Source organism: Pseudomonas sp. MOIL14HWK12:I2, assembly GCF_000510745.1.
Classification (GTDB): domain Bacteria; phylum Pseudomonadota; class Gammaproteobacteria; order Pseudomonadales; family Pseudomonadaceae; genus Chryseomonas; species Chryseomonas oryzihabitans.
On record NZ_AZOA01000013.1, the window covers coordinates 86,609 to 111,109 of the forward strand.

Annotated in this window: 22 protein-coding genes; 10 read left to right on the forward strand and 12 right to left on the reverse strand. The window is 67.5% G+C overall.

Going from position 1 to position 24,501, the window contains the following annotated elements; all coding sequences use genetic code 11:
* Window positions 1-126 precede the first annotated feature (126 nt).
* The 8 genes from PSK12I2_RS0112435 to PSK12I2_RS0112470 all read right to left on the reverse strand — a co-directional run bounded on the left by PSK12I2_RS0112435 (window position 127) and on the right by PSK12I2_RS0112470 (window position 7,361).
* Window positions 127-1,209 carry a 5-(carboxyamino)imidazole ribonucleotide synthase gene (locus PSK12I2_RS0112435; protein ID WP_027598657.1) on the reverse strand — a complete coding sequence of 361 codons (1,083 nt, stop codon included), beginning with the start codon at window positions 1,207-1,209 and terminating at the stop codon, window positions 127-129.
* Complete coding sequence (gene purE, locus PSK12I2_RS0112440) at window positions 1,206-1,700, reverse strand: 5-(carboxyamino)imidazole ribonucleotide mutase (RefSeq protein ID WP_027598658.1); 495 nt, start codon at window positions 1,698-1,700, stop codon at window positions 1,206-1,208. Before purE ends, PSK12I2_RS0112435 begins: the two co-directional genes overlap by 4 nt.
* Before the next feature lie 443 nt (window positions 1,701-2,143).
* Window positions 2,144-3,064: a dihydrodipicolinate synthase family protein gene (locus PSK12I2_RS0112445; RefSeq protein ID WP_027598659.1), complete on the reverse strand. Its 921-nt coding sequence runs from the start codon at window positions 3,062-3,064 to the stop codon at window positions 2,144-2,146.
* Window positions 3,061-3,852, reverse strand: a complete 792-nt coding sequence (locus PSK12I2_RS0112450; protein ID WP_027598660.1) for an AraC family transcriptional regulator — start codon at window positions 3,850-3,852, stop codon at window positions 3,061-3,063. Before PSK12I2_RS0112450 ends, PSK12I2_RS0112445 begins: the two co-directional genes overlap by 4 nt.
* Complete coding sequence (locus PSK12I2_RS0112455) at window positions 3,849-5,084, reverse strand: FAD/NAD(P)-binding oxidoreductase (RefSeq protein ID WP_027598661.1); 1,236 nt, start codon at window positions 5,082-5,084, stop codon at window positions 3,849-3,851. Before PSK12I2_RS0112455 ends, PSK12I2_RS0112450 begins: the two co-directional genes overlap by 4 nt.
* Complete coding sequence (locus tag PSK12I2_RS0112460; protein ID WP_027598662.1) at window positions 5,081-5,317, reverse strand: (2Fe-2S)-binding protein; 237 nt, start codon at window positions 5,315-5,317, stop codon at window positions 5,081-5,083. The genes PSK12I2_RS0112455 and PSK12I2_RS0112460 overlap by 4 nt, the downstream gene beginning before the upstream one ends.
* Window positions 5,311-6,426, reverse strand: coding sequence for an FAD-binding oxidoreductase (locus PSK12I2_RS0112465; protein ID WP_027598663.1), 1,116 nt, complete (start codon window positions 6,424-6,426; stop codon window positions 5,311-5,313). The genes PSK12I2_RS0112460 and PSK12I2_RS0112465 overlap by 7 nt, the downstream gene beginning before the upstream one ends.
* Window positions 6,423-7,361 (reverse strand): 4-hydroxyproline epimerase, encoded by a 939-nt coding sequence (locus tag PSK12I2_RS0112470; protein ID WP_027598664.1) that lies wholly within the window; start codon window positions 7,359-7,361, stop codon window positions 6,423-6,425. Before PSK12I2_RS0112470 ends, PSK12I2_RS0112465 begins: the two co-directional genes overlap by 4 nt.
* 253 nt (window positions 7,362-7,614) lie before the next feature.
* On the opposite strand from PSK12I2_RS0112470, the gene PSK12I2_RS0112475 reads away from it, so the two are divergent.
* The 4 genes from PSK12I2_RS0112475 (at window position 7,615) to PSK12I2_RS0112490 (ending at window position 11,616) form a co-directional block, all read left to right on the forward strand.
* Window positions 7,615-8,226: a CDP-alcohol phosphatidyltransferase family protein gene (locus PSK12I2_RS0112475; RefSeq protein WP_027598665.1), complete on the forward strand. Its 612-nt coding sequence runs from the start codon at window positions 7,615-7,617 to the stop codon at window positions 8,224-8,226.
* A 20-nt stretch (window positions 8,227-8,246) separates the two neighbouring features.
* A complete protein-coding gene (locus PSK12I2_RS0112480; RefSeq protein ID WP_027598666.1) occupies window positions 8,247-10,016 on the forward strand; it encodes a bifunctional alpha/beta hydrolase/class I SAM-dependent methyltransferase in 1,770 nt (589 codons plus the stop codon).
* Between the two features lie 68 nt (window positions 10,017-10,084).
* Window positions 10,085-10,684 (forward strand): 1-acyl-sn-glycerol-3-phosphate acyltransferase, encoded by a 600-nt coding sequence (locus PSK12I2_RS0112485; protein WP_037007711.1) that lies wholly within the window; start codon window positions 10,085-10,087, stop codon window positions 10,682-10,684.
* Window positions 10,681-11,616 (forward strand): phosphatidate cytidylyltransferase, encoded by a 936-nt coding sequence (locus PSK12I2_RS0112490; RefSeq protein ID WP_027598668.1) that lies wholly within the window; start codon window positions 10,681-10,683, stop codon window positions 11,614-11,616. Before PSK12I2_RS0112485 ends, PSK12I2_RS0112490 begins: the two co-directional genes overlap by 4 nt.
* 102 nt (window positions 11,617-11,718) lie before the next feature.
* Here PSK12I2_RS0112490 and PSK12I2_RS0112495 read toward each other — a convergent pair whose 3' ends face one another.
* Window positions 11,719-12,621 carry a LysR substrate-binding domain-containing protein gene (locus PSK12I2_RS0112495; RefSeq protein WP_027598669.1) on the reverse strand — a complete coding sequence of 301 codons (903 nt, stop codon included), beginning with the start codon at window positions 12,619-12,621 and terminating at the stop codon, window positions 11,719-11,721.
* Between the two features lie 154 nt (window positions 12,622-12,775).
* Here PSK12I2_RS0112495 and PSK12I2_RS0112500 point away from each other — a divergent pair, with 154 nt between their 5' ends.
* From PSK12I2_RS0112500 to PSK12I2_RS0112510, 3 genes are all read left to right on the forward strand, one after another.
* Window positions 12,776-14,209, forward strand: a complete 1,434-nt coding sequence (locus PSK12I2_RS0112500) for an aspartate ammonia-lyase (protein ID WP_027598670.1) — start codon at window positions 12,776-12,778, stop codon at window positions 14,207-14,209.
* Window positions 14,210-14,421: 212 nt separating this feature from the next.
* Window positions 14,422-14,781 carry a cupin domain-containing protein gene (locus PSK12I2_RS0112505; RefSeq protein ID WP_037007699.1) on the forward strand — a complete coding sequence of 120 codons (360 nt, stop codon included), beginning with the start codon at window positions 14,422-14,424 and terminating at the stop codon, window positions 14,779-14,781.
* A gap of 221 nt (window positions 14,782-15,002) precedes the next feature.
* Window positions 15,003-16,208, forward strand: a complete 1,206-nt coding sequence (locus PSK12I2_RS0112510) for a diguanylate cyclase (protein WP_027598672.1) — start codon at window positions 15,003-15,005, stop codon at window positions 16,206-16,208.
* Here PSK12I2_RS0112510 and PSK12I2_RS0112515 read toward each other — a convergent pair.
* On the reverse strand, window positions 16,205-16,993 hold the full coding sequence (locus tag PSK12I2_RS0112515; protein ID WP_027598673.1) for a helix-turn-helix transcriptional regulator: 789 nt from the start codon (window positions 16,991-16,993) through the stop codon (window positions 16,205-16,207). The two genes, PSK12I2_RS0112510 and PSK12I2_RS0112515, sit on opposite strands and share 4 nt — an antisense overlap.
* Window positions 16,994-17,264: 271 nt before the next feature.
* Between PSK12I2_RS0112515 and PSK12I2_RS0112520 the strand changes: the two genes are divergently transcribed.
* Both PSK12I2_RS0112520 and PSK12I2_RS0112525 read left to right on the forward strand, forming a co-directional pair.
* Complete coding sequence (locus tag PSK12I2_RS0112520) at window positions 17,265-18,719, forward strand: sodium:alanine symporter family protein (protein ID WP_037006575.1); 1,455 nt, start codon at window positions 17,265-17,267, stop codon at window positions 18,717-18,719.
* 87 nt (window positions 18,720-18,806) lie between these two features.
* Entirely contained in the window at window positions 18,807-19,790 is a 984-nt protein-coding gene (locus PSK12I2_RS0112525; RefSeq protein WP_027598675.1) for an asparaginase, read from the forward strand.
* A 596-nt stretch (window positions 19,791-20,386) separates the two neighbouring features.
* Here the strand turns inward: PSK12I2_RS0112525 and PSK12I2_RS0112535 are convergent.
* Entirely contained in the window at window positions 20,387-21,289 is a 903-nt protein-coding gene (locus tag PSK12I2_RS0112535) for a D-hexose-6-phosphate mutarotase (protein WP_027598676.1), read from the reverse strand.
* Between the two features lie 171 nt (window positions 21,290-21,460).
* Between PSK12I2_RS0112535 and ampC the strand changes: the two genes are divergently transcribed.
* Window positions 21,461-22,615, forward strand: coding sequence for a class C beta-lactamase (gene ampC, locus PSK12I2_RS0112540; RefSeq protein WP_027598677.1), 1,155 nt, complete (start codon window positions 21,461-21,463; stop codon window positions 22,613-22,615).
* 193 nt (window positions 22,616-22,808) lie between these two features.
* Here the strand turns inward: ampC and PSK12I2_RS0112545 are convergent, their stop codons facing one another.
* Window positions 22,809-24,479: a Na/Pi cotransporter family protein gene (locus PSK12I2_RS0112545; RefSeq protein WP_007160079.1), complete on the reverse strand. Its 1,671-nt coding sequence runs from the start codon at window positions 24,477-24,479 to the stop codon at window positions 22,809-22,811.
* Between the last annotated feature and the right edge of the window lie 22 nt (window positions 24,480-24,501).

A 24,501-nucleotide genomic window follows, 5' to 3' on the forward strand; every position in this document is an offset into this window, starting at 1 on the left:
GAAGAATCCCCTGTTTGAGTGCTGGTAAGACAACGCCGGTCAGCAGGCGTCGTTGTAGTCTCCGACCACCGGTGATCCGTCGAGGTTCAGGGGAAAACGGCTTCCGTGTGCGGAAGCCGTCTGGCATCAATCCTGGATCAGGGCTTCCAGGGCGGCGATGCGGGTCTGCAGTGTCGTAGCGTCGGTGCTGCGCAGGGTGGCGTGACCGACCTTGCGCCCGGCCTTGAAGGCCTTGCCGTAGTGGTGCAGGTGGCAGTCTTCCAGGGCGGTGACGGCGGCCACCGGCGGTACCGAGCCGATGAAGTTGACCATGGCGCTCTCGCCAACCTTGGCGGTGGAGCCGAGCGGCAGACCGGCCACGGCGCGCAGGTGGTTCTCGAACTGGCTGCACTCGGCGCCTTCGATGGTCCAGTGCCCGGAGTTGTGCACGCGCGGGGCGATCTCATTGGCTTTCAGCCCACCCTCGACCTCGAAGAACTCGAAAGCCAGCACGCCGACGTAGTCGAGCTGCTCCAGCACGCGGCGGGCATAGTCTTCGGCCAGGGCCTGCAGCGGATGGTCGGAGCTGGCCACCGACAGGCGCAGGATGCCGCTCTCGTGGGTGTTGTGCACCAGCGGGTAGCAGGCGACCTCGCCATCACGACCGCGCACCGTGACCAGGGAGACCTCGCCAGTGAAGGGCACGAAGCCTTCCAGCAGCAGGGGCACGCTGCCCAGCTCGGCGAAGGCGTTGGTGACGTCTTCCGGCTGGCGCAGGACCTTCTGGCCCTTGCCGTCGTAGCCCAGGGTGCGGGTCTTGAGCACCGCCGGCAGGCCGATACGGGCCACGGCAGCGTCCAGGTCGGCCTGGGAGAGGACGTCGGCGAAGGCCGGGGTGGGGATCCCCAGGTCGCGGAACATGGACTTCTCGAACAGGCGGTCACGGGCGATGCGCAGGGCTTCGGCGGACGGATAGACCGGCACGAATTGCGAGAGAAAGGCCACGGTCTCGGCCGGGACGCTCTCGAATTCGAAGGTCACCAGATCGACCTCGTCGGCCAGCTGGCGCAGGTGATCCTGGTCGCCGTAGTCGGCGCGCAGGTGTTCGCCCAGGGCGGCGGCGCAGGCGTCAGGCGCCGGATCGAGAAAGGCGAAGTTCATGCCCAGCGGCGTGCCGGCCAGGGCGAGCATGCGGCCCAGCTGGCCGCCACCGATGACGCCGATCTTCATGCCTGCTCCCTCGGATCGGGATTGTCCAGCACGGTGCGGGTCTGCTCTTCGCGAAAGGCGTTGAGCCGCTCGTGGTATTCGGGGTACTTGCCGCCGAGAATGCTGGCGGACAGCAGCGCGGCGTTGATGGCGCCGGCCTTGCCGATGGCCAGGGTGGCGACCGGTACACCGGCCGGCATCTGCACGATGGACAGCAGGGAGTCGACGCCCGAGAGCATGGACGACTGCACCGGCACGCCCAGCACCGGCAGGTGGGTCTTGGCAGCGCACATGCCCGGCAGGTGGGCGGCGCCGCCGGCCCCGGCGATGATCACCTCGATACCGCGCCCGGCGGCCTCTTCGGCGTACTGGAACAGCAGATCGGGGGTGCGGTGGGCGGAGACCACCTTCACTTCGTGGGGAATGCCCAGCTTGTCCAGCATGTCGGCGGTGTGGCTCAGGGTGGACCAGTCGGACTTGGAGCCCATGATCACGCCTACGAGTGCGCTCATCGTCGTGCCTCTGAAATGAAGAAGCCACGCGGTGGACGTGGCTTGGGAAATGAGCGGGCTAGTATAGACGAAAGCGGGGCGTACAGTGATCTTGTACCGGGTATCGCCTGTCGGTTGGAGGACAGGCTGTGGCGCTCATGGGACGGGTGGTGGTGTGGGGCGAGAGGTGCGGGCTAGATGCCTGGACGCTTGAGGTGGGATCGCCCTGAAGAGCGCCCTCACCCCAGCCCTCTCCCGCAGGCGGGAGAGGGGGTGGATTGGCGCGGCGTGAGAGCTCGGGTGTTCCGGTTCCCTGCGGCGACAAGTCATGCTGAAGCGTTGTGTTTATCGCGGCCATGGGCCGCTCCTACAGCTTCAGACACGACTGTAGGAGCGGCCCATGGCCGCGATTAATGCAGAGCGGCCGCGTCGGCGTACCGCCATGGCCGCGATAAGGCCTTGCCTCAGATCCCCACGTCAGGCAGTTGCGGGCGGGTTTCCAGGGCCTTGGCCATCAGGCGTTCGACGAAGGCGCGGTCCGCGTCGGGCAGGGCCAGGCGGGGCGGACGGGTCAGGGCGCTGCCGCGGCCGGCGAGTTCTTCGCAGAGCTTGATGCACTGCACCAGGTCCGGGCGGGCGTCCAGGTGCAGCAGCGGCATGAACCATTCGTAGAGCGGCATGGCCTCGGCAAAGCGACCGGCCTTGGCCAGGCGGAAGATGGTTTCGCCTTCGGTGGGGAAGATGTTGGACATGCCCGAGACCCAGCCTTCGGCGCCCACGGCGATGCTTTCCAGCACCACGTCGTCGAGACCGGCGAAGAGCACGAAGCGGTCACCCACCTCGTTGCGCACGTCGATGAAGCGACGGGTGTCGCCGGAGGAATCCTTGAAGCAGACGATGTTGTCGACGTCGGCCAGGGAGATGAGGATGTCCGGGGTGACATCGTTCTTATAGATCGGCGGGTTGTTGTAGACCATCAGCGGCAGGTCGAGGGCGCTGGCCACGCTGCGGAAGTGGGCGGCGGTCTCGTGGGGCTTGGCCGAGTAGACCAGGGCCGGCATGAGCATGATGCCGTCGGCGCCGGCGCGACCGACCGCCTGGGCGGTGCGGGTGGCATTGAGGCTGGTGAATTCGGCCACGCCGCAGATCACCGGTACGCGACCACCGGCGGCGTCCTTGGCGACCTCCACCAGGGAGATCTTTTCTTCCAGGGTCAGGGAGGTGTTCTCGCCCACGGTCCCGCACATCACCAGGCCGGAGACGCCATCGCGCACCAGGTTGCTGATCACGCCATGGGTCTTTTCCAGGTTGACCGAGAAGTCGTCGTTGAATTGGGTGGTGACGGCGGGAAAGACGCCGCTCCAGTTGACGCGGGGAGTGCTCATGCGGGGGTTTCCTCCAGACGGGAACGGGGCTTGAGAGAGTCGCGGTATTGCCGGGGCGACAGGCCGGTGAGACGGCGGAACTGACGGCTGAAGGCGCTGTGGTCGGTATAGCCACAGGCCAGGGCCACCTCGGTGACGGGCAGGTCGCGGGCCAGCAGGCGCGAGGCGGCGTCGAGCCGGGCCTTGTGCAGCAACTGCTGGGGCGTGAGGCGCAGGATGCGCTTGCACTGGCGTTCGAGCTGGGAGACCGACAGGCCGACCCTCTGACTCAGTTCGCCTACCGAAAGCGGCTGGGCGTAGTGCTCGCGCAGATAGCGATCCACCTCGGCCACCTTGGCGTGGGCCGGATGATCGGCGGCCGGGGCCTGCAGATCGTGGGAGATGCCCGCCATGCCCATCAGCCGGCCCTGGGCGTCGTGCAGTGGCAGCTTGCGGGTCAGGCACCAGCCCGGGGTACGACCGGCGTAGAGGTGCAATTCCAGTTGATCGTCCAGCGCCAGGCCTTCGCGCAGCACGCGGCGATCCTGTTCGGCGTAGGCGCCGCCCAGGGGTGCGGGAAAGACTTCCTCGGCGGTCCGGCCGAGCAACTCGCTGACGTCCTCGAAGCCGCAGCGCTGGGCCAGGGTCAGGTTGACCAGTACATAGCGCGCCTCCAGGTCCTTGACGAAGAACACCACGCCGGGGATGGCGTCGAGCAGCGGCGCCACCAGGCTCAGGCTGGCGAGCAGCGCGGGCAGGTCGGCGGGGCGGGCGCGGCTCAGGGCGTCCAGGTGGGCGGCGGCGTTCATGCGTCGTCCTCGGTCAGGGTCAGGAGGCTGTCGATACGGGTGGGTTGCAGCGGAAAGCGTGGGGCCGGTGGCGTCCAGCCCAGCAAGACGCGGGTGGCCTGGCCGCAGATGCGGCCCTGGCAGGCGCCCATGCCGCAGCGGCTGCGCAGCTTGGCCTGGGTCCAGTCGGCATGGCCGACCAGGGCGCCGAGGGCGACGTCTTCGCAGCGGCAGACCAGGGTATCCGGCTGGGCCAGCCGGGCAATGGCCGGATTCAGGGCGAAGGTGCGAGCCAGTTGGGCGGCGAAGCGGCGCCAGGCCCGGGCTTCGGCCTGCACACTGGCAATGGCGTCGAGCCGGCTGCTAGCGACCAGACCAGCGATACGGCCGGTGGCCTGGGCCAATTCGTTGCCGCCAATACCGGTACATTCGCCGGCGGCCAGGATGTGCGGCTGGCTGGTGCGCTGGTGGCCATCTACCGCCACTACGCCATCCAGGGTCGCGCAGCCAAGGCTCTGGGCCAGTTCGACATTGGGCACCAGGCCATAGCCGCAGGCCAGGCGGTCGCAGGCGACCTCCCAGCGCCGCTTGCCCTGGCGCAGGCGTACGGCTTCGAGACGGTCGGTACCGAGCGCCGCCTCGACCCAGGTGCCGGGGCTATAGCGGGGGGTGGCCAAGGTCAGCGCCTGGCGCAGTTTGTTGGGCCAGCGCCAGAGCTGCAGACCGAACTCGAGTACCGCGCGGCGCTCGGCCTGTTCGGCGACCAGGGTGACCCTGGCACCCGCCTGGCGCGCGGTGGCGGCGCTGGCCAGCAGCAGCGGACCGGTACCGGCGACCACCAGGCGCTCGTCGGCTACCTCCACGCCACCTTTGATCAGCGCCTGCAGACCACCCGCGCCGGTCACTCCGGCCAGGGTCCAGCCAGGGAACGGCAGCAGCAGTTCGCGGGCACCGGTGCAGAGGATCAGGGTGTCGAAATCCAGGGTACGGCTGCCGTGAGCGTCTTCCAGCAGCAGCTGGTGCGAGCCCAGAACCGCGGCGACGCGGGTCTGGGTAAGCAGGGTAACGTCTGCCGGCAATTGACCGACTTCGGCGGCGACCTGGCCCGCGCGAGCGCGCCAGATCTGGCCGCCGGGCAAGGGATTGTCGTCCAGCAGCACCAGGCTCAGGCCCTGACCACTGGCCGCGCGGGCGGCGGCGAGACCGGCCGGGCCGGCGCCGATGATGAGCAGATCGCAGCGCGTGGCGTTCATGACAGGCGCTCCACCTGCATGCCGTCCTGGCACGGCGTCTGGCAGGCCAGGCGACGCATGCCGTCGACCTGTAGCCGGCATTCCTGGCAGACGCCCATGCCGCAAAAGGGCGCTCGGGCTTCACCGCTTACCGAACGGCGCGCGGCGGGGTTGCCGCTCTTGGCCAGGGCCGCGGTAAGCAGGCTGCCGGGACGGATCTCCAGGCGCTCGCCATCGATAAACAGGGTCAGCATGCCAGGCTCCTTGGGGTAGTCGCGAAGCGAGCCGGTGCGAAGGGTTCCACGTGGAACGTGGAACCCTCGTCGAACAGTCCGTTGACGATGGCTTCGGCGGTCGCCGGCGCGGTGGTGACGCCCAGGCCCTCGTGACCGACCGCCAGCCACAGACCGGGCTGATCGGGATGGGCGCCGATCAGCGGCAAGCCATCGGGACTGGCGGCGCGCTGGCCGGTCCAACCGCGGATCAGCGAGGTATGGGTCAGACCGGGCAGGAAATCCAGGGCGCGGCGCAGCAGCTGGCCGACCACCGCAGGTTCCACGGCCATGTCCGGACGCTCGAACTGGCGCGACGAGCCGATCAGCAACTGGCCGGTGGGGCGCGGCTGGACGTTGAAGGCCACCGAGGCACCACTGCTGGCATGGGCGCTGGCGCCGTAGCCGATCTCCACCAGCTGGTGGCGGACCTGCTCGGGATAGCGGTCGGTGATCAGCAGATGGCCCTTCTTGGGCACCAGCGGCAGGTCCGGGCAGAGACCGGCGGCCTGCAGGCCGGCGGCGAGCACCACGGCGTCGGCGGTCAGCCAGCGCCCGTCATCCAGGCGCACCCGTCTGCCTTCGACGGCGCTTACCCGGGCACGCTGGAATTCGATCAGCGGCGAGCGTTGTAGCAGCCAGGCGGCCACCACGGGTGCATAGAGCAGGCCGTCGCCGGGCACCTCCAGGCTACCAGCCAGGGCGGTCAAGGCCGGTTCCGCCGCGGCGGTCGCCGCAGCGTTCAGCGGCTGGTTGGCGACGCCCTGGGCGTCCAGACGCTGGCGCTTCGCCTCGATCAGATCCAGCTCGGCGGCATCGCGGGCCAGCCAGAGGGTGCCGCAGTTGCGGTAGTCGGCGGCGGCTGGCAACTGGGGCACCAGCTCGCGCCAGAGCGCCAGGGAGCGTGCGCTCAGGGTCAATTCGGCGGGGTCGTCGTCCATCACCACCAGGTGGCCCATGCCGGCGGCGGAGGCGCCAGGCAGGCCGGCGTCCAGCACCCGCACGCGACAGCCGCGCGCGGCCAGGGCCGCGGCGCAACTGGCCCCGACGATGCCGGCGCCGACGACGAGGACGTCCGCCACCTGCTTCACCCCGGAATACCCCAGGCGAAGGGATCGTCCGCGGCCAGCAGCAGGGTGGCTTCGGCCATGACATGGGCGCGGCCGCGGATCACCGGCAGGATGCGGCCTTCGTCGCCGGGCTGATAATGGGCTTCGAAACGGCTGCCGATGACGCTCGCCTGCTGCCAGACGGCGCCAGGGGCCAGGTCGCCATCGGCCGCGAGACAGGCCAGCTTGGCGCTGGTGCCGGTGCCGCAGGGCGAACGGTCGTAGGCACGGCCCGGGCAGAGCACATAGCTGCGACTGTCGGCGCCGTCCGGATCCTCGGCGAAGAGTTCGATGTGATCAATGTGCCCGCCCTGCTCGCCGGTGATGCCGGCGGCCTCCAGGGCGCCACGCAGGGCCAGGCTGAAGGTGAGCAGGCCGTCGAGATTGTCGGCGGCGATGCGCTGGCCGTGATCGGCACAGAGAAAGAACCAGTTGCCACCCCAGGCGATGTCGCCGGTGACCGGGCCATGGCCGGGAATCTCCACCCGGACGGCGTGGCGATAGCGATAGGCCGGAACGTTGCGCACGCTGACGCTGCCGTCGTCATGCAGGGTGGCGGTGACGTCGCCGACCGGGGTCTCGATCAGGTGATCGCCGGGGCCGATCCGGCCGAGATGGGCCAGGGAGACCACCAGGCCGATGGTGCCGTGACCACACATGCCCAGATAGCCGACCTCGTTGAAGAACACCACGCCAGCACTGGCCGCAGGCGATACCGGCTCGCACAACAGCGCCCCGACCAGCACCTCGTTGCCGCGCGGTTCGCGCATGCAGGCCTGGCGGAAGGCGTCGTGCTCGCCGGCCAGACGACTGCGGCGTTCGGCCATGCTGCCGTGGCCGAGCTCGGGAAAACCATCCAGCACCAGGCGCGTGGGTTCACCGCCGGTGTGGGAGTCGATGACGCGGATGCGCTGCATGGCTGACCTCCGTGAGAGAGAGGCCAGTGTCGCGCAGATCAGGCGAAAAGGCTTGCTGCCAGTCCACCGTTAAAATGCCGAAATTGGCATAGTTTTCGTGCCGATCTTTGCAAGGCTGCTTAGCCGATGCCGGAAAAAGATGAGGCAAAGGTCAACGCATCAGCTAAGATCCACACCGCCTACAGACCAAGGTGACGAACCGCTCTAGAACGGTGGTTTAGGTCGATTTTCAGTATAGGAATCACGGACGAACATGCTGACCCTCTATGAACTCAAGCCTGGCTTTCAACGGCTGCTGCGGCCTACGGTGGCATGGCTGAATGAACAAGACATCACTGCCAACCAGGTGACACTTGTCGCCGCAGGCGGATCGCTGCTCTGCGCGGCGCTGATCATGAGTTTTGCCAGTCATCCGCTGATCTTCGCGCTGTTGCCGGTCTGGATGCTGGTCCGTATGGCGCTGAACGCGATGGACGGGATGCTGGCGCGGGAATTCGGCCAGCAATCGCGCCTGGGCGCTTACCTCAATGAGTTGGGTGACGTCATCGCCGACATGGCGCTGTTCGGCGTGCTCTTCTGCGTCCAAGGCGTCCAGCCAGGCCTGCTGGCGCTGGTGATCCTCCTGGCCCTGCTCAGTGAATATGCCGGCGTGATGGGCCCCCTGGCGGGTGCATCGCGCCGTTACGATGGCCCCTTGGGCAAAAGCGATCGCGCTGCCTGCCTCGGCTTTCTGGCGCTGGGCATCGCCCTGGACTGCTTAACCCCCCCCTGGCTGAACGTCATGCTGGCTCTGATGGCGCTGCTGCTGGTGATCACCCTGGCGAACCGGATACGCGGCGCGCTCGACGAGGCGAACCACCCCTAACCCATAAGGAACCCAACGTCATGGATGACGACTGCAAGCGCCAGGATCAGAGCGCTCACTTCCCCGCCCACGACGGTACCGAGCTGTTCTACCGCCATTGGCCGGCCGTGCTTCCAAGCGCACAAAAACAGGCCATCGTGCTGCTGCACCGGGGGCATGAGCACTCGCTGCGTCTGGCTCATCTGGTTGATGAGTTGGGGTTGCCGGATTACGACTTCTTCGCCTGGGACGCTCGTGGCCATGGCAACTCACCCGGTCCACGTGGCGACAGTCCCTGCTTCGGCACCAGTGTCGCCGACCTCCAGGCATTCATCGAGCACCTGACCACTCACCACGGGGTGGATGAAGCCAATGCTGCGATCGTGGCCCAGAGTGTGGGAGCGGTCGTGGCGGCTACCTGGGCCCATGACTATGCACCGCGCATCCGCTGCCTGGTGCTCGCCGCGCCAGCCTTCCAGATCAAGCTTTACGTCCCTTTCGCCTGGGTCGGCCTGCGTCTGCTGTATGCCTTGCGTGGAAATTTCTTCATCAACAGCTACGTAAAGCCCCGCTTCCTGACCCACGATTCGGCACGGATTGCCGAATACCAACGAGATCCGGCGATCAGCCGCGCCATTTCCGTCCGGATGCTGCTCGGACTGAGAGAGGCCGCGGATCGTGTCGTCAAGGATGCCGGGGCCATTCGCCTGCCTACCCAGCTGTTGATTTCCGGTCGCGATGCCGTGGTCAAGCGCTCAGCCCAAGAGCGCTTCTTCGCCAACCTGGGAACCCCTTACAAGGAAAAGCACGAACTGACCGGCTTTTTCCACGACACCCTGGGAGAACGCCAACGCGAGCGCGTGCTACCCCGAATCAAACGCTTCATCCTCAGTCACGGCGAGAGACGGCTGCCAATGCTCGACCTAAGGAGCGCGGATCGGCACGGCCCGACCTGTGCGGAAGCAGAGGGGCTGGCCGATACCCTGCCCAGACACTCGCTGCGGGCCTGGTACTGGCGCGCCGTGCGCCTCGGCCTGCAGCAGGGCGCGCGCCTCTCCGAAGGCCTGCGCCTCGGCAGGGAAACCGGCTTCGACTCTGGCAGCACCCTGGATTACATCTATCGCTATCAGCCCAATGGCCGCTCCGCGCTGGGGCGGTGGATCGATCATCAGTATCTGAACGCGATTGGCTGGCGAGGTATCCGTCAACGCAAGCTCAATCTTGAGGCCCTGCTGCTGCAGGCGCAGGCGCGACTGCGACAGGCCGGTATGGCCAGTCGCATCCTGGATATCGCCGCCGGGCACGGTCGCTATGTCCTCGACGCCCTGGCCCAGTTCCCGCAACCGCCCGAAGCGGTACGACTGCGCGACTACAGCGAGCGCAACGTCCACGCAGGCCGAGCGCTCATCCGCCAGCGGGGCCTCGACGCCCTGGTGACCTTCGAACAGGGCGACGCCTTCGACGCCGAGGCGCTTGCCGCGCTCCGCCCGCGTCCCACCCTGATCGTGGTCTCCGGCCTCTATGAGCTCTTTGCCGACAATGCGTTGATCGACCGCTCCTTGCTCGGCCTGACTGCCGCCCTCGAACCGGGTGGCTACCTGATCTACACCGGGCAGCCGTGGCATCCACAACTGGAATTCATCGCCCGCGCCCTGACCAGCCATCGCGAAGGCGCGCCCTGGGTCATGCGGCGTCGAGAGCAGACGGAGATGGATCTGCTGGTCGCTCATCACGGCCTGCGCAAGCTCACCCAGCGCACCGACGACTGGGGCATTTTCACCGTCTCGCTGGCCAGGAAGCCGCTATGTTGAATGCTCCTCGCCCTCCCGCCCGCGACAGAAGTAGCAAGCCGCTGTCCCTGACGGCTTCCTGGTGCGCGATGCTGATCACCACCCTGGCACGCCTGGTGACGGGCGCGCGCAGCCTCTGGCTCGGCTGTGCGCCACAGCCAGTGCAGCGTCTCTATTTCGCCAACCACAGCAGTCATGGCGACTTCGTCCTGTTGTGGTCGGCCCTACCCCCGGCCTTGCGCCACCGGACACGGCCAGTGGCAGGGGCCGACTACTGGCTGGCCAGTCGGCTGCGTCGCTACCTCATCCAGGATGTCTTTCGCGGAGTGCTCGTCGACCGTCGGAAAGAGGGTGGAAGCGATCCGTTACGACCGTTGCGAGAGGCTCTGGCAGAGGGCGATTCGCTGATCCTCTTTCCCGAAGGCACGCGCAACCAGACCCCGGAACCGCTCCCCTTCAAGAGCGGCCTGTTCCACCTGGCCAAGGCCTACCCAAAGGTGGAGCTGGTGCCGGTATGGATAGCGAACCTGCAACGGGTGATGCCCAAGGGGCGCGCGCTACCGCTACCGCTGCTGTGCACCTTGAGCTTCGGAGAGCCACTGCACCTCGCCGCGGAAGAAGACAAGCGGGCGTTCCTCGAGCGTGCCAGAACGGCCCTACTCGCCCTACGTCCGGATCACCTCGAATGACCCAAGATGCACTCTATCTCTTCCTCGGCATCGGTCTGCTGCTGCTGTGCGCTTCGCTCATCGGTCTGGTTCTCCAATGGCGCAGCGGACCGTCTTCCGCCCCGGTGATCGACAATCTGAATGCCCGGATCAAGGCCTGGTGGGTCATGGTGGCCTTGCTCGGAATCGCCTTCTGGCTCGGCTATAGCGCAGTGATCCTGCTGTTCTACTGCCTGTCCTTCTATGCCCTACGTGAGTTCTTGACCCTGGTCCCCACCCATTCCAGCGATTACCCCGCGCTGGTGGCGGCCTTCTATTTCATCCTGCCGATGCAGTACCTGCTGCTGTACATCGGCTGGTTCGAGCTCTTCGCCATTTTCATCCCGGTCTATGGATTCCTCCTGCTGCCCATCCTGGCGTCCTTGGGCGGCGACGCGCTGCGTTTCCTGACCCGAGCCGCCCAGGTGCAGTGGGGATTGATGATCGCGGTGTTCTGCATTTCCCACGTACCGGCGCTGTTGTTGCTGAAGATTCCGGGCTATGAAGGGCGCAATCTGCTGCTGATCGCCTATCTGGTGTTGGTGGTACAACTCTCCGACGTCTTGCAGTACGTCTGCGGCAAGCTGTTCGGCCGCCGCAAGATCGCCCCGCGGCTATCGCCGTCGAAGACCCTGGAAGGCTTTCTGGGCGGCGTGGCCCTCTCGACATTGATCGGTGCCGCGCTCTTCTGGATCACCCCCTTTAGCTTCTGGCAATCGGCGCTGATCGCCCTGACCCTCAACCTCCTCGGATTCGCCGGTGGCATCGTCATGTCGGCCATAAAGCGCGACCGCGGCGTCAAGGACTGGGGCTACATGATCGAAGGTCACGGTGGCATGCTCGACCGCCTCGACTCGGTCTGTTTCGCCGCGCCCGTGTTCTTGCGAATCGTGCACTACTGGTGGGGTGTCTGAGGTCGCAACTCGTGCTCACGAGGAGATAGCCGAGCGTTACGCCGGAGCCACCCTAAGACATATCAGTGGCGTTTGGCTGCCCTATACAAGCCTCCAAGGCAGTCAGCTGCGGCCCTGGTTCTCCAGATGCCGCCAGACCTGCTGTACCAGCCGCTTGCGCAACAGGGCACAGCGGTAGAGGCGGATCTCCAGGCCGACCTGCCAGGCGGCATCGCCGCAGATGGCCAGTTCGCCGCGGGCCAGCTCCGCGGCCACCGACAGCTGCGGCACCCAGGCCACGCCCAGGCCCTGCAGCGCCATGGTCTTGAGACTGTCGGCCATGGCGGTTTCATAGAGGGTCACGGCGCGCAACTTGCGCTGGCGCAGCAGGAGATTCACCGAGCGACCGAGGAAGGCGCCGGCGCTGTAGGCCAGCAGCGGCACACTGCTTTGCCCGTCGAGCTGGAACAGGGGTCGTCCTTCGCTATCGGTGGCGCAGACCGGCAGCATGGCGGTGTGCGCCAGGTGTAGCGAGGGAAAGAGCTCCGGATCCATCTGCAGGGCGGCATCGGGATCGTGGAAGGCCAGCATCAGGTCGCAGGCGCCGTCGCGCAGGGCGTGGATGGCATCACCGACGTTGGTGGCCACCAGGCGGCTGGCCAGTGCCAGCCCCTGGCCGCGCAGGCCGGCGATCCACTGCGGAAAGAAGCCCAGGGCCAGGGAGTGCGCGGCGGCGAATTGCAGCACCTCGCCCTGCCCGCCTTCGAGATGGTGCAGGTGGCGCACCGTCTCGCCCAGCTGCTCCACCACGCTGCGCGCCGTGACCAGGAACAGTTGCCCGGCCTCGGTGAGGCTGACCGGGGTGTGGGATCTGTCCACCAGGGTCAGGCCGACGCTTTCCTCCAGGGCGCGGATGCGCCGGCTGAAGGCGGGCTGGGTGACGAAACGCTTTTCGGCGGCCTGGGAAAAACTATAGGTGGCCGCCAGGGCCACGAAGTCTTCCAGCCATTTGAATTCGATGTTCATGGCACCCATACGTCATCTGATCTCGTGAGGTCACAACCCGAGTTATGCCGATCCGGCATGAGGCTTGGCGGATCGGCATTGGCCGAGATCGGCTGGCAGGCCTAGATTCTAGGGCATCGCGGCGCCCGCCGCTCGATCGAAGCCCAACGCTATCATGTCCGACTCTGCATCATCCGTCCGCCTCGAAAAAGATCTCCTCGGTACCCTCGAAGTCCCTGCCGATGCCTACTACGGCATCCAGACCCTGCGCGCCGTGCAGAACTTCCGCCTCTCCGGCGTGCCCCTCGGTCACTACCCCAAGCTGGTGGTGGCCCTGGCCATGGTCAAGCAGGCGGCGGCCGACGCCAACCACCGACTGGGCCATCTGCCCGCGGAAAAGCACCAGGCGATCAATGACGCCTGCTCGCGCATCATTCGCGGCGAATTCCACGACCAGTTCGTGGTGGACATGATCCAGGGCGGGGCCGGCACCTCGACTAACATGAACGCCAACGAGGTAATCGCCAACGTGGCCCTGGAGCTGCTCGGCCACGCCAAGGGCGAGTATCGCCACCTGCACCCGAACAACGACGTCAACATGGCGCAGTCGACCAACGACGCCTACCCCACCGCCATCCGCCTGGGTCTGCTGCTCGGCCATGACGCCCTGCTCGCCAGCCTGGACAGCCTGATCACCGCCTTCGCCGCCAAGGGCGTGGAGTTCGCCGAGGTGCTGAAGATGGGTCGCACCCAGCTGCAGGACGCGGTGCCCATGACCCTCGGCCAGGAATTCCATGCCTTCGCCACCACCCTGGGCGAAGACCTGGCGCGGCTGAAGAGCCTGGCGCCGGAACTGCTCACCGAGGTCAACCTGGGCGGTACCGCCATCGGCACCGGCATCAACGCCGATCCCGGCTACCAGCTGCTGGCCGTGCAGCGCCTGGCGGAGATCAGCGGCCAGCCGCTCAAGCCCGCCGCCGACCTGATCGAGGCGACCTCGGACATGGGCGCCTTCGTGCTGTTCTCCGGCATGCTCAAGCGCACCGCGGTGAAGCTGTCGAAGATCTGCAACGACCTGCGCCTGCTCTCCAGCGGTCCGCGCACCGGCATCAACGAGATCAACCTGCCGCCGCGCCAGCCGGGCAGCTCCATCATGCCGGGCAAGGTCAATCCGGTGATCCCCGAGGCGGTCAACCAGGTGGCCTTCGAGATCATCGGCAACGACCTGGCCCTGACTCTGGCGGCCGAGGGTGGCCAGCTGCAGCTCAACGTCATGGAGCCCCTGATCGCCTACAAGATCTTCGACTCCATCCGTCTGCTGCAGCGCGCCATGGACATGCTGCGCGAGCATTGCATCACCGGCATCACCGCCAACGTCGAGCACTGCCGCCGCCAGGTGGAGCACTCCATCGGCCTGGTCACCGCGCTCAACCCCTACCTGGGCTACGAGACCTCCACCCGCATCGCCAAGACGGCGCTGGAAACCGGTCGCGGCGTGCTGGAACTGGTGCGCGAGGAGAATCTGCTGGACGAGGCGACCCTGGACGACATCCTGCGCCCGGAAAACATGATCGCCCCGCGACTCGTACCGCTGAAAGCCAAGGTCTGAGTCCCGCACGCCAGACCAGAGCGGTAACCGACGGCAACTCCCCGCGGGCGCGGTATCCTTCTTGCTTGGAAGGCTGCCACCGCCCCGGGGAGTTTTCGCATCTGTCTATCGTGAGTGGCGTCGCTGCTCGCCAGAGGCAGGCAAGGCTCCGGGGTTATCGGTCATGGCGCCTGGCGTATGCTGGCGTCTCCTGCACAACGAGAGGCTTTGCCATGCCAGCCCTGCACCTGCTCGCGGACCGCTGCCAACCCACCGACCAATACCGCTTGCCAGCGGAAAAGCGCCTGGAGGGTGATCCGCTGCAGAGTCTCTGGCTCGACTACGAGGATGGCAGCGGCGTGTTCGCCGTCGGCCACTGGCACAGCGAGGTGGGCAAGTGGCGGGTGAACTACACAGAGGAGGAGTACTGCCAGATCCTCGAAGGCGTGAGTCTGGTCACCGATGACCAGGGCCACGCCACCCGTCTCGGGCCCGGCAGCAGCTTTGTCGTGCCGCGCGGCTTCCAGGGCACCTGGGAGGTGCTGGAGCCGACCCTGAAGCGCTTCGTGGTCTACGAAGCCAAGGGCGGCTGATGGCAACCTGGCCTGAGGTATCACCTTTCGGGCTCTCGCCCACCCGTGCCTGGAGTCGTATCAAGGCCGGTAATTGAAGGTCGAGTCCTCCACGACCATCCGAATGGTAGCCAATGGCTACCATTCGGCGGTTACATCCCCGCGTCCGGGAACCCTCTATCGCGCTAAGGGACTTATTGTGCTGAAGTGACCCATTGGATTTACCTGCCAGGTACGGCGTCATGTCCCTCAGTCTCGCCCTCACCCGAGCGCTGGCTCGGCCTTTCTGGGCCCTGCGCTTCGAACCGGTATTGGAACGGCATTACCAGCACGACATCGCCCGTTCGCGCCGGCGGCACCTGCGCATCAGTCTGACCGTGGCCATCCTCGCCTACGCCAGCTTCTCGATCTGGGACTGGATCCTGATGACCGATGCCTTCTGGCTCATCAGCCTGCTCAGCGCGCTGGTGGTGATCGGCGGCGGGCTGGTCTTGCTGGCGCTCGGGTTGATACGTGCCGAACATCCCGCGCGCGAGTGGCTGGGTATCCTGCCCTGCCTGCTGGCCTATGCGCCGCCGCTGCTCGACGTCGAGGCCACCGATGCCGCGCATCGCGCCCTCTGGCTGGCGACCATGCCGCTGATGACGCTCTTCACCAACAGCTGCATCGCGCCACCCCTGCGCCAGGCCGCGGTCCACACCCTGATCGCCCTGCTGGCCATCGGTCTGGCCACCCAGATGCATACCCTGCCGGCCCTGGAGGCGTCGCTGGTCATGACCCTGGCGTTCGCCACCGCGAGCTTTACCCTGCTCAACAACTTCTGGATGGAGCGCGCCCGCCGTCAGGGCTATCTGCTGATCCTGCGCGACCGCTTGCGCAACGAAGAGCTGACCGCTTCCAACCGCTTCCTGGCGCAGCAATCCGCCACCGATCCCCTGACCGGCGTGGCCAATCGCCGGGCGCTGATGCAGGCCCTGGCCACCGCCCTGGCCCATCCCCCGCCCCGGCCGCTGCTCCTGCTGATGATCGACGTCGATCACTTCAAGGCCTTCAATGACCGCTATGGGCATCCGGCCGGCGATCGCTGCCTGCAACAGGTCGCCAGCGCCCTGGCCGACGAATTGCGCGCCGGCGATTGCCTGGCCCGCTACGGCGGCGAGGAATTCGCCATCCTCTGCACGCCGTCGCGCGAAGAGGATGCCGCCAAGCTGGCGCAGCGCCTGCTCGACGCGGTACGGCGCCTGGAGATCCCCCACCTCGGGCCCCAGGCCGGTCCGCGGGTGACCGTGAGCATTGGCGGCGCCTGCGCCCGGCCGGACCACGACTCTGCCGAGAGCTTTATCGAAGCCGCCGATCGCCAGCTCTACTGGGCCAAGCAGGCCGGGCGCGACCGCGCCATCCTCGAGGACTGCGATCGCTGCCACCCAGCGATGGAGGAATCCCTCTAGCCCAGGCGATAGACGTGGTCGGCCAGGGCCACGCTGGCCAGGCGCTGGCGCAGATCGTCGTCCAGGCTGGGATCCTGCCAGTCGTAGAGGCCGATGCGGGCATAGGCCCGCCCCCGCGGCGGCCGGGTGCCCAGGTACTCCCAGACCACCCGGGTGCAGGCCGGCTCGCGCCGGTCGGAGGCGCTGACGCCCAGCTTGAGTCCGTTGAGGCGATCGATGCGGTTGCGCGCGCTGGGCAGCAGCACCGTCTGCGACAACTCGTTGCCGGTGAGGGATTCGTAGTCGGTAAAGAACAGCCGGCTTTCCAGGCTCATGGCCAGGCCCAGGTAGCGAAAGCGTGCCTGGCTGATGGTCTCGCCGCGGCGGCGCAGGCGCTCGAAGCGCACGTAGCGGAAGACGCCCGCTTCCGCGAACAGCCAGACCAGTCCGCAGAGCACCACGCCCGGCGTCGACAGTGACGGATAGTATTCGTGGTAGTAGCCCTGGTAACGCGCCAGGCCCTCCTGACGCTCGCCGAACAGGGCCAGGGCCTGCCCAGCCCACCCCGTTTCCTGGCCGACCGGCGCCCCCAGGCGCGCCGCGAATTGCCGCTGTGGCAGCTGCAGATCGCCCACCGGCAGGCCGAAGAATTCCGCCAGTCGCTGCAGGTTGTAGGGCGACGGACGGCTCTGCCCGTTGAGGTAGCGATTGAACTGGGCGCGGTTGATGCCGACGGCGCGACAGACGGCGGCAATCGAGCGGTGGCGCTGGCAGAGCAGCTGCAAATTGGCGGAAAAGTCGCTCATGAGTCCGGCCCGAGCTTGACAGACGGCCAGAAAACTAGCATCAAGTCGCGCCATTTTGAAGCGAGGCGCGGAATTGTTCACGCCGGTGGGATAGCCGAATCTAGGCGCCCGGTCCGACCTACTGCCCGTTCCACCCGGACCGACCCGTCCCAGCGCCTGTTGCCGTCGTCTCCCCACGACGGGAGCAGACCCGGGCGGGATATTCCACAATAATAGCCCCAAGGCTTGCGAGCCGGCCTTGGAGCATCACTAGCATGCTCGAGGATTCTTCATGCACTACCTAGAAATGCTCAACGACTTCCTGTCCGGCCACGTGCTTATCGTGCTGATCGTCGGCCTGGGCAGCTATTTCACCCTGCGCTCGCGATTCGTGCAGGTGCGCCATTTCCCGCACATGTTCACCGTGTTCAAGGACTCCCTGCGCAACAGCGGTGACGGCCTGAGCTCCTTCCAGGCGCTGATGCTCAGCCTGGCCGGTCGCGTCGGTGCCGGCAACATCGCCGGCGTGGGCCTGGCCGTGACCCTGGGCGGCCCCGGCGCGGTGTTCTGGATGTGGGTGACCGCCCTGGTCGGCATGGCCAGCAGTTTCTTCGAGTGCACCCTCGCGCAGGTCTACAAGCGCGCCGACGGCGACGGCCTCTATGTCGGCGGTCCGGCGTACTACATCCAGCACGGCCTCAACAAGCGCTGGATGGCACTGGCCTTCTCGGCGCTGCTGCTGGTGACCTACGGCTTCGCCTTCGTCGGTCTGCAGTCCTTTACCGTGACCCATTCGCTGGAAAACGCCTTCGGCCTGCCGGTGCAGTACACCGGGATCGCCCTGGCCATCCTGCTGGGCCTGGTGTTCATCGGCGGCATCAAGCGCATCGCCGCGGTCTCCGACATCCTGGTGCCGGTCAAGACCCTGGCCTACATCGCCGTCACCCTCTATGTGATCGTCACCCAGATCGACCTGGTCCCCGGCACCCTGCTGACCATCGTCAAGAGCGCCTTCGGCCTGGAGCCGGCCTTCGCCGGCCTGCTGGGCGCCGCCATCACCATGGGCGTCAAGCGTGGCGTCTTCGCCAACGAAGCCGGCCTGGGCGCAGCACCCAACGTCGCCGCCGTGGCCGCGGTCAAGCACCCGGCCGCCCAGGGCGTGGTGCAGGCCTTCAGCGTCTTCCTCGACACCTTCGTCATCTGCACCTGCACCGCGCTGCTGATCCTGCTGTCGGGCTTCTACACCCCGGGCTTCGAAGGCGATGGCATCGTCCTGACCCAGAATTCCCTGGCCGCGGTGGTCGGTGACTGGGGTCGCATCTTCATCAGCGTCGCCCTGTCGCTGTTCGTCTTCACCTGCATCCTCTACAACATCTACCTGGGCGAGAACGGCCTGCGCTACCTGCTCGGCCGCGGCAAGGCCGTGCTGCTCGGCTATCGCGGCCTGGTGCTGGTGCTGATCTGCTGGGGCTCCATGCAGAACCTGACCACGGTGTTCGCCTTCGCCGACATCACCATGACCTGCCTGGCCTTCGTCAACCTGATCGCCCTGGCCATGCTGATCAAGGTCGGCATGCGCGTGCTCAACGACTACGACGCCCAGCGCCGTGCCGGGGTCGACCAGCCGGTGTTCGACGCCGACCAGTTCCGCGACCTGGACCTGGATCGCCAGGCCTGGCCGGCGCTGGAGCGTCTGGAAGAGACCGTCGCCGAAGCCCGCGCCGCCCAGCCGCGCCAGGCGCACTGACCGCCGCCACCGGGTCGTCCTGACCCGGACCGCGACCGCTTTCCTGCCCCCACCTCGTGTGGGGGCAGTCTTATCAGGAAGTCCCTCATGAATTCACCCTACCTGCACATCCTCTACACCGGCGGCACCATCGGCATGCAGGCGACCGCTGCCGGCCTGGCCCCGGCCGCCGGTTTCGAGGCGCGCATCCATGCCCTGCTGGCCAGCCGTCCGGAGCTGGGCAATCCGGCCTGGCGGCTGCAGGAGCTGCTGCCGCTGATCGACAGCGCCAACATGACCCCCGCCGCCTGGGAGCGCATGGCCCAGGCGATCATTGCGGCGGCCACCGATCCGGCCTGTCGCGGCGTGCTGGTGCTGCACGGCACCGACACCCTGGCCTACAGCGCCGCCGCCCTGGCCTTCCGCCTGCTGGGCCTGACCATCCCGGTACTGCTGACCGGTTCCATGCTGCCGGCCGGCGTGCCGGACAGCGATGCCGACGGCAACCTGGCCGACAGCTTCGCGGCCTTCTCGAGCGGACTGGCGCCAGGAGTCCAGGTGCAATTCCATGGCGAACGCCTGCCCGCGGCGCGCTGCACCAAGCAGGCCAGCAGCGGCTGGAAGGCCTTCGTGGCAAGCGCCCGGCCGCGCAGCGGGGACGCCCTCGTCGCCGCACCTGCCGCGCTGCGCTTCGACCAGCCGCGCCAGCCGGTGCGGGTGGCGGTGCTGCCGCTGTTTCCGGGTGTCGATGGCGCGGTCCTGCGCGGTCTGATGGGCAGTGGCGTACAGGGGCTGGTGCTGGAGTGCTACGGCAGCGGCACGGGGCCGGCGGACGACGCCGACTTTCTCGCCGCCCTCGCTGAACTGCGCGACGCCGGGGTCCCCGTGGTCGCCCTCAGCCAGGGTGCCCGTGGCACCGTGGAATTGGGCACCTACGCCGCCGGCAGCGGCCTGGCCGACGCCGGAGTCATCTCCGGTCGCGGCATGACCCGCGAAGCCGCCCTGGGCAAGCTGCACGCCCTGCTCGGCTGCGGCCTGGAGCGCGCCGCGGTGGCCGAGTGGATCGGGCGGAATCTGTGCGAGGAGTTGTGATCGTCGGCTAGGTGCCGGCTGCNCCCTCACCCCGGCCCTCTCCCTGGGGGAGAGGGGGCGTTTGGGTCGACTTCGTGCGGACTCCTGTGTGACCTCTGCCGCCCGCTAGCCCGCTTCATCCTGGCCTGGATCCAGGCTTGCCCTCGACACGCTCATCACCCCGCGCCAACCTCTATCGGAGCACCCGCTCTCCCTCTGGGAGAGGGCCAGGGTGAGGGTGCGCTTGAAGCCTGACAGCCCTAAGTCCTGCGCACCAAAGTCCCCCTTAAGCGCCCCCATCCCTCTGGGAGAGGGCCAGAGTGAGGGTGCGCTTGAAGCCTGGCAGCCCCAAGTCCTGCGCACCAAATTCCCCCTTAAGCGCCCCCTCTCCCTCCGGGTGAGGGTCGGGGTGAGGGTGCGCTTGAAGCCTGACAGCCCAAGCCCTTCGCACCAAACTCCCCCTTAAGCGCCCCCTCTCCCTCCGGGAGAGGGTCGAGGTGAGGGTGCGCTTGAAGCCTGACAGTCCTAAGCCCTTCGCACCAAACTCCCCTTCAGCGCCCCCTCTCCTTGCGGGAGAGGGTCGGGGTGAGGGCCGCCCCAGGCGCCCGCTCAGTCCCTTACAGCGCCTCGCGCCACAGGCTCACCGCCATCTCGGCGGAGGCGCCCGGCGCCACGGTGAGGACGTCGTCCATCACCCGGGCGGTCTCGATGCAGAGCATGCCGGTCCAGGCGTCGTCGGCGAACTGGCTCAGGCGCGCGGCCTTGTCGATCCAGGGATTCCACAGCACCGCCGAATGGCTGTTGCGGGTCTCGACGAACAGCCGGCGCTGCCACTGGGGATCGCGGATCGCCAGGCGGGCCGGCAGGCCGACATAGACCCGGTCGGTCTCGGCGGTGATGGTCGGCTCGCCGTTCTGCCGCTTGCGGGTCCAGCCGTCCAGGCAGTCGTAGTAGTCGGCATTGGCCAGGCCTTCGATACCCACCTCGCGCACGTCGCTCACGGCGAAATAGGTGTGCAGCGCCTGGCTCAGCACCAGCGGATGATCTTCCAGATTGCGTACGCTCAGGGTCAGCTCCAGGCGCTCGCCGACGCTCAGGCTCAGGGTCAGCTCGGTGGCATGGGGCCAGCCCGGAGTGGTCTCGGCGGAGGTGCGGTGATGGAAGTCCAGGCGCACCCGGTCGGTGTCCACCTCGACGCCGCCGGCCTGCCAGGCGACCTGCCGCGCCAGGCCGTGGGCCGGGGCGTCCGCGGTGGTGGTGCACATGGCCTGGACCGCGGGCGGATTTTTCAGCAGATCGCCGAACCAGGGCCAGCAGACCGGGATGCCGCCACGGATCGGGGTACCGGGCTCGAACACGGCTTCCGGATTGCCCCAGACGATGTCCGGCTCGCCGTCGAAGCCGTAGCGCAGCACATGGGCGCCCTGGCAGGCCACCAGGGCTTCGGCCTGGCCGACGCGGATGCGCCAGACGGGCAATTGACCCAGTTGGATCTGTTCGACGAGGGGGGCAGCGGACATGGGATGACTCCTGGAAAAGGTGAGAGGCGACTGTAGTCCAGTCGAGGACCGGGCTCCAGCCAGCCATGGACAGCAGCGGCGGGAAAACCTTCCAACGCTGGCCGCGTCTCATACCGGTGCCGCACCGCTCGGCTAGACTCCTGGCCTCCCCTCTCTAGGAATGGCTCCCGCATGTCGGCTTTCCCGCGTCTTTCCCCGCTGCTCGGCCTGGGCCTGGCCCTGCCGCTCCTGGCCAACGCGGCCAATCCCCTCGACGACGAGGTCCGCGCCGCCGCTCGCGCGGTGATGGCCGAGCAGGACATCCCGGGCCTGGCCGTGGGCGTCACGGCCCCTGGGCTGCGCCGGCTCTACTACTTCGGCACCGCCGACCGCCGCAGCGGCCAGCCGGTGGACGCCGCCACCCTGTTCGAGATCGGCTCCCTGAGCAAGACCTACACCGCCACTCTGGGGGGTTACGCCGCGGTGACCGGTCGCCTGCGGCTGGACGAGTCCGCCGCTCAGGTCCGCCCGGCCCTGGCCGGCAGCGCCATCGGCCAGGCCAGCCTGCTGCAACTGGCCACCTACAGCGCCGGCGGGCTGCCGCTGCAATTTCCCGATAGCGTCACCACGGACAATCAGGCGACGGCCTTCTACCGCGCCTTCCAGCCGCCCTTCCCCGCCGGCAGCCGCCGCCTCTACGCCAATCCCAGCATCGGCCTGTTCGGCGCCCTGGCGGCCCAGCGGCTCGACGAACCCTTCGCCACGGCGCTTCTGCGCCACGTGCTGAAGCCCCTGGGACTCGATCACACCTATCTGCAGGTGCCGGCGGCCGAGCAGGCCCACTATGCCTGGGGCCATGGCAAGAACGATCAGCCGCTGCGGGTCAATCCCGGCGTCTATGCCGAAGAGGCCTATGGCATCAAGACCACCGCCGGCGATCTGCTCGCCTTCGTCGAGGCGAATCTCAATCCCGGCCGGTTGCCGGCGCCCCTGGCCAAGGCGCTCGACGCCACCCAGCAGGGCTACTACCGCAGTGGTCCCCTGACCCAGGGCCTGGGCTGGGAGGCTTACCCCTATCCGCTGGCCAAGACCCAGCTGCTGGCCGGCAACACCCCGGCGATGGCCCTGGAGCCGCAACCGGTGGACTGGCAACACCCGCCCCTGCCGGCGAGCGGCGCCCGCCTGCTGAACAAGACCGGCTCCACCAACGGCTTCGGCGCCTATGCGCTGTTTATCCCCGAGCGCCAGCTCGGCCTGGTAATCCTGGCCAACCGCAATTATCCGATCCCGGCGCGGATCGAGACGGCGTGGCGGATCTTGCAGAAGCTTGATAGCCGGGTGCAGTGAGCGAAGGGGTTATCGCGGCCATGGGCCGCTCCTACAGGGTGTGATGCTTCTGTAGGAGCGGCCCATGGCCGCGATAATGCGAGCAGACAGTCATCTGTAGGAGCGGCCGCATCGGCGGACCGCCATGGCCGCGATAAATCATTGAAGCCCCGTAGGGTGGATGACGGCGTAGCCTCATCCACGAAACCCAACCTCAGACCCCACCCGACTCCTCGCGCCCTTCCACCGGCAGTTCGTGCTCGGTGGCGTAGCCGGCGTCGGCCGCCTCCAGCACGCCGTGGGCGATGCTGCAGAACAGCGAATTGACCCGCCGCATGTCGCTGAGCAGGCCCAGGTGCAGGGAGCTGGTCTCGAAGCTCTCCACCACCTGCTGGTGCAGCCGCTCGACGTGGGCATGGGCATAGCGCCGCTCCAGCAGGCGGAAGCGCTGCTTGAGCCGGCGCAGGCGGCGCGCCGCGTCCAGGTCGCCGGAGAGATAGACCGACAGGCACAGCTTGAGGCTGTCGACCAGCAGCCGGTGCAGGGCGGAAAGTTCGTCCACCCCGGAAGCCGAGAAGGAACGGCGGGCGGCGATCTTCTTGCTGTCGACGTCGCTGGCCATGCGCTCGATCAGATCGCCGGCCTGCTCCAGGTTGATCGCCAGTTCGATGGTCTCGGCCCAGCGCCGGCTGTCGCGCTCGTCCAGGTCGTCGCGCGGCATGCGCGCCAGATACAGCTTGATCGCCGTGTAGAGGGCGTCGACGTCGTCGTCGAGACGGCGCACTTCGCGCGCCAGCTGCTTGTCGCCGGCGTTGATCAGCACCAGCAGGTGCTGCAGCATCTGCTCGATGACGTCGCCCATGCGCAGGAGCTCGCGGGAGGCGTTGGTCAGCGCCAGGGCCGGGGTGTCGAGGGCGGCGGTGTCCAGGTGCCGCGGCCGCAGGATCGTCTCGGCGCTGTCCTTGGCCGGCAGCATGGCGGTGCAGAAGCGCGCCAGGGGCCCGGTCAGCGGCAGGAACAGCAGGCAGCGCACCAGGTTGTAGGCGACGTGGAAGCCGATCACCACCTCGGCGTCGTTGAAGTCGTAGCCCTGCAGCCAGTCGGCCAAGAGGCCGATCCAGGGCAGCACCAGGATGCAGCCGGCGAGCTTGAACAGCAGGCTGCCCACCGCCACCCGCCGTGCCTCAACGCCCTGCTTGGCCGCGCCCATTAGCGCCAGCACGCCGCTGCCCAGGTTGGCGCCCACCACCAGGCACAGCGCCACCTTGAGCGAGATGACCCCGGAGCCGGCCAGGGTGGCGGTCAGCAGCACCGCCGCCAGGCTGGAATAGGAGACCATGGCGAAGACCGCGCCGGTCAGGGCGTCGAGCAGCTGGTCGCCGGTCAGCGAAGAGAACAGCACCTTGACCCCGGCCGCGTGGGTCATCGGCGAGGCGGCTTCGACGATCAGCTGCAGCGCCAGGATGATCAGCCCCAGGCCGATGGCGACCCGGCCGAGCTGGCCGGCGCGGGTCTGCTTGCGACCGAGAAAGAACACCACGCCCAGAAAGATCAGCAGCGGCGACAGCCAGGACAGGTCGAAGGTCAGCACCCGCGCCATCAGCGCGGTGCCCACGTCGGCGCCGAGCATGATGGCCAGCGCCGGGGTGAGCGGTACCAGGCCCTGGGCGACGAAGGAGGTCACCAGCAGCGCCGTGGCGTTGCTGCTCTGCACCAGGGCGGTGACGGCGATACCGGAAAGAAAGGCCAGCGGCATGCGCTGCATGCTGCGGCTGAGCACCCGGCGCAGACTGGCACCGTATACCCGCAGGATGCCGGTGCGCACGATATGGGTGCCCCACACCAGCAGGGCCACAGCGGATAGCAGATTGAGCAGTGTCAGCATCGTGGCGCCCTCCCGGCGCGTG